The sequence below is a fragment of the Pectobacterium sp. S5 genome (genome assembly GCF_051707265.1).
Taxonomy (GTDB): domain Bacteria; phylum Pseudomonadota; class Gammaproteobacteria; order Enterobacterales; family Enterobacteriaceae; genus Pectobacterium; species Pectobacterium polare.
Window position 1 is genome coordinate 1 of record NZ_JAULSZ010000014.1, and the last position, 3,275, is coordinate 3,275.

The 3,275-nt window shown below is 38.2% G+C and carries 4 protein-coding genes and 3 pseudogenes; 5 read left to right on the forward strand and 2 right to left on the reverse strand.

What is annotated here, in order from left to right:
* Positions 1-118: pseudogene (locus tag QWJ20_RS21825) on the reverse strand (IS5/IS1182 family transposase); the annotation flags it as partial.
* Positions 119-199: 81 nt separating this feature from the next.
* On the opposite strand from QWJ20_RS21825, the gene QWJ20_RS21830 reads away from it, so the two are divergent.
* The 3 genes from QWJ20_RS21830 (at position 200) to QWJ20_RS21840 (ending at position 1,801) form a co-directional block, all read left to right on the forward strand.
* A complete protein-coding gene (locus tag QWJ20_RS21830; protein WP_433993427.1) occupies positions 200-406 on the forward strand; it encodes an H-NS family histone-like protein in 207 nt (68 codons plus the stop codon).
* 181 nt (positions 407-587) lie between these two features.
* Positions 588-923 carry a hypothetical protein gene (locus QWJ20_RS21835; protein ID WP_433993428.1) on the forward strand — a complete coding sequence of 112 codons (336 nt, stop codon included), beginning with the start codon at positions 588-590 and terminating at the stop codon, positions 921-923.
* Positions 924-1,177: 254 nt separating this feature from the next.
* On the forward strand, positions 1,178-1,801 hold the full coding sequence (locus QWJ20_RS21840; protein WP_433993429.1) for a hypothetical protein: 624 nt from the start codon (positions 1,178-1,180) through the stop codon (positions 1,799-1,801).
* A gap of 96 nt (positions 1,802-1,897) precedes the next feature.
* Here the strand turns inward: QWJ20_RS21840 and QWJ20_RS21845 are convergent.
* Positions 1,898-2,774: pseudogene (locus tag QWJ20_RS21845) on the reverse strand (helix-turn-helix domain-containing protein).
* 77 nt (positions 2,775-2,851) lie between these two features.
* Here QWJ20_RS21845 and QWJ20_RS21850 point away from each other — a divergent pair.
* The gene (locus tag QWJ20_RS21850) at positions 2,852-3,112 is read left to right on the forward strand and encodes a GrpB family protein (protein WP_433993430.1); all 261 of its coding nucleotides are present in this window, start codon (positions 2,852-2,854) and stop codon (positions 3,110-3,112) included.
* A 45-nt stretch (positions 3,113-3,157) separates the two neighbouring features.
* Positions 3,158-3,275: pseudogene (locus QWJ20_RS21855) on the forward strand (IS5/IS1182 family transposase); the annotation flags it as partial.

The following is a 3,275-nucleotide window of genomic DNA, read 5'->3' on the forward strand; positions in this document are numbered from 1 at the left end:
ATGTGTCATGCCACGACTTAATCGCCTCATCATCCAGCCAGAAAGTCATGGAGCCACGGTTGATTAGAGCTTTGTTATAGATGTGCCAGTTGGTGATTCTGAACTTCTGCTTTGCCACGGGACTGCCTGCGTTGTCAGGGAATGCGTGCACTGATCCTTCAACTCAGCAAAAGTTCGATTTATTCAACAAAGCCTGTTTATGTATAAAAAAATCCAAGCTGAAGCCGCTACTACTGATATGAAAACACTGAACCAACTGTTGAAGAAGTTCCGTAAGGTGGTAGCAGAGCGCCGTGAAGAATACTATCAGGAGATTGGTGAGAAGAAGGCGCGTAAGTTGAGGATCAAAATGGTTCTCAAGTTGATGGAGCGTGATAGGATAGCTCCAGAGGCTATGATGGATTGATTTTGGGTATTTATTTCACATTAATAAAAATTTTTAGGATATTTTAATGATTCTACTTATAATACTTTAAAATTCACTTGAGTAGATATTATAATGGAGGTTGAATTTTCATAAGAGTACGCATGATCTATGGTTAAAGTAAATGTTGATTATCTTTGTTTAAAATTACAGGTGAGAAAATATGGATTTTTTTGAAAAAGACGGAAGTCTCAGTGATGATTCTTTACATCCAAAATTTAAAGTTCTTCGAGATGAAATAGGCTATTATGGCGCAAGGATGACATTGTCTGACTGGGCAATCGGATTTTATGATCGTGACAATAAGGCAAGGGGAGAATTTCAAAAAACATTTCATTCTACATTTTGGGAAATTTATTTACATGCCGTATTTAAGGCGATGAATTTTGAATTTTCTGATAAACAGAATAGACCGGATTTTATACTAAAAAAAACAAAGAATTCTATGTTGAAGCTGTTGTATCTGAGATTAAAAAGAATGGTGTACCTGAATCATTAAGAACGATTGAAGATAATGAGAAAAATTTAAGACCTATATCAACAAGATCTGAATTTTCAGAGATAATCGATGAAGCAATAATAAGGCACTCAAATTCAATACAGAAAAAATTAAATAGCTATACTGGATATGAAAAAAAAGGAAAGTGGGTTAAAGGTTATATTGACTGTGATTGGGTTTCACAGGACTCACCTTATATTATTGCTCTTGCTTCTTATGATCAAATTTCTTATGGAAGAGAATTTATCTATTCAATGTTTGCTTTACTTTATGGTTACTACTTTGATCCTGAAACCAAGTCATATGCCAAAAGAACAAGCATAAAAAAAAATGGCACTGATTCTGATATTAATTTGGGCTTGTTTACCAACTCTTCTTTAAAAGAAGTATCGGCAATTATTTTTTGCAACACTCTTACTCTTGGAAAGTTGTCTTCTATTTATAAATCTAGCCATGTTAACTTTGATACAGTATTAAATGTGCGCTATATAGTAGAGGAGCCACACTATCGCGTTCAAGAAGTATCACCTGATAATCCAGAGCAATTATTCGATGGATTGTATCTATTTCATAATCCAAACGCAGTAAATAAATTAGACCCAGATCTATTCAACGGAGTCGCACAATTTTCATTAGATGAAAGAGGGCCGCATCAGATTGGAAACTATCCATTGATTGTATCTCGCTATCATACAAATATGCTTCCATCGAATTTATTGCCAACGTTAAAGTCTGAAGTTTTTTATAATTTCAATCCAGAGTACTGCAATAAGATGATAAATAAAGAGTCGAATGAAAAAATAGAAAATAATAATAGTGAAAAAAATAGAAAGAAAAAGAGAAAAATGGTTAAAATGGCTAGAAGAAAAAACCGTTAATATTTATTAATCAAACGGCAATGACCTATTTACATAGGTGTATTAGCTCAGACTTGATCTGACAGTTACCGATTATTTGTACAGGTGTCTGTCAGATTACATCTGGCTTAAATTCTTCTCAGCCCAGATGCGTTTCCATCAAATAATGTTTCCATCGGCGTCCGCCCACAGCACATTTTTCCCTGATGCGTTCTCGCATTATTATAATACTCCACCATTCATCAAGATCCGATTGCAGAGTATCAATGCCTCCGTACAGTTTTTTACGGAAGGCCACCTGATAAAACTCCTGCAATATCGTTCTATGGAACCGTTCACAGATGCCATTAGTTTGTGGTGACATAGCTTTGGTCTTTGTGTGGTCGATATCACTCAGCGCTAGATAAAGTTGGTAATCATGGTGTTCAACCCTCCCAAAATATTCCGTTCCGAGGTCGGTTAATATTCTCAGCATCGGCAAATCTTGTGACTCATAAAAGGGTAATACGTGATCATTCAGTAAATCTACCGCTGTGATGGGCATTTTACTGACGTACAGCTTGCAGTGCGCAACTTTCGAGTAGGTATCAACAAATGTTTGCTGATAGATTCGTCCCACACCTTTCAGGCGTTTTTTGAAGTTTTCCAGTGAGTGGCGAACCCAGATAGAACGAACACCGCTGCCGGAGATAAAAATGCCTTTCTTGCGTAATTCATTACTGATCCGGTGTTGTCCGTGAGCGGGGAATTCAACAGCATAATCAATGACAGCCTGTTCGGTTGCTGCATCGGTTCTGTTTTTTAAGTTCGGACTACGGCGACTTCGGTTGATTAACGCATCAACACCGCCTTGTTCAGCCAACTCCCGATAACGATAGAAAGTATCGCGTGATACGCCCATGACTTTGCAGGCTTTCGATACATTGCCAAGCTCTTCGGCCAGATTCAGTGAACCCGCTTTGTGTTTGATGACAGGATTGTTAGTATGCAGCATGAGAGTTACCTCTTGTGTTTTGTATAAGGATTCGACACCCATATCAAAACCGGTAACTCTCACCCTTTCAAGTTGATATGTCAGATCTGGTCGCGACTAATACAGTTCATGCATTCGCCGTAGATGATCCACAAATAGTAACGCATGTGGCTTTCCGTGATTATCTGATAAAAAACAAGAAAGCAGCAGAACGGTATGCCGAAATAAAATATGCTGCAGCGTGGGGAAGTGAAAATAATACACATCGCTATAGCGCCCTTAAGACGGATTTCATTAAACATCATCTTCAGTTGGCTCTTATAGAACAGGCTTTGTTGAATAAATCGAACTTTTGCTGAGTTGAAGGATCAGAGCACGCATTCCCTGACAACGCAGGCAGTCCCGTGGCAAAGCAGAAGTTCAGAATCACCAACTGGCACATCTATAACAAAGCTCTAATCAACCGTGGCTCCATGACTTTCTGGCTGGATGATGAGGCGATTAAGTCGTGGCATGACACAT

Coding starts and splice junctions, on each gene's coding strand:
- QWJ20_RS21830 (WP_433993427.1), top strand. CDS start 200: ATGTATAAAAAAATCCAAGCTGAAGCCGCTACTACTGATATGAAAACA.
- QWJ20_RS21840 (WP_433993429.1), top strand. CDS start 1,178: ATGTTTGCTTTACTTTATGGTTACTACTTTGATCCTGAAACCAAGTCA.
- QWJ20_RS21835 (WP_433993428.1), top strand. CDS start 588: ATGGATTTTTTTGAAAAAGACGGAAGTCTCAGTGATGATTCTTTACAT.
- QWJ20_RS21850 (WP_433993430.1), top strand. CDS start 2,852: ATGTCAGATCTGGTCGCGACTAATACAGTTCATGCATTCGCCGTAGAT.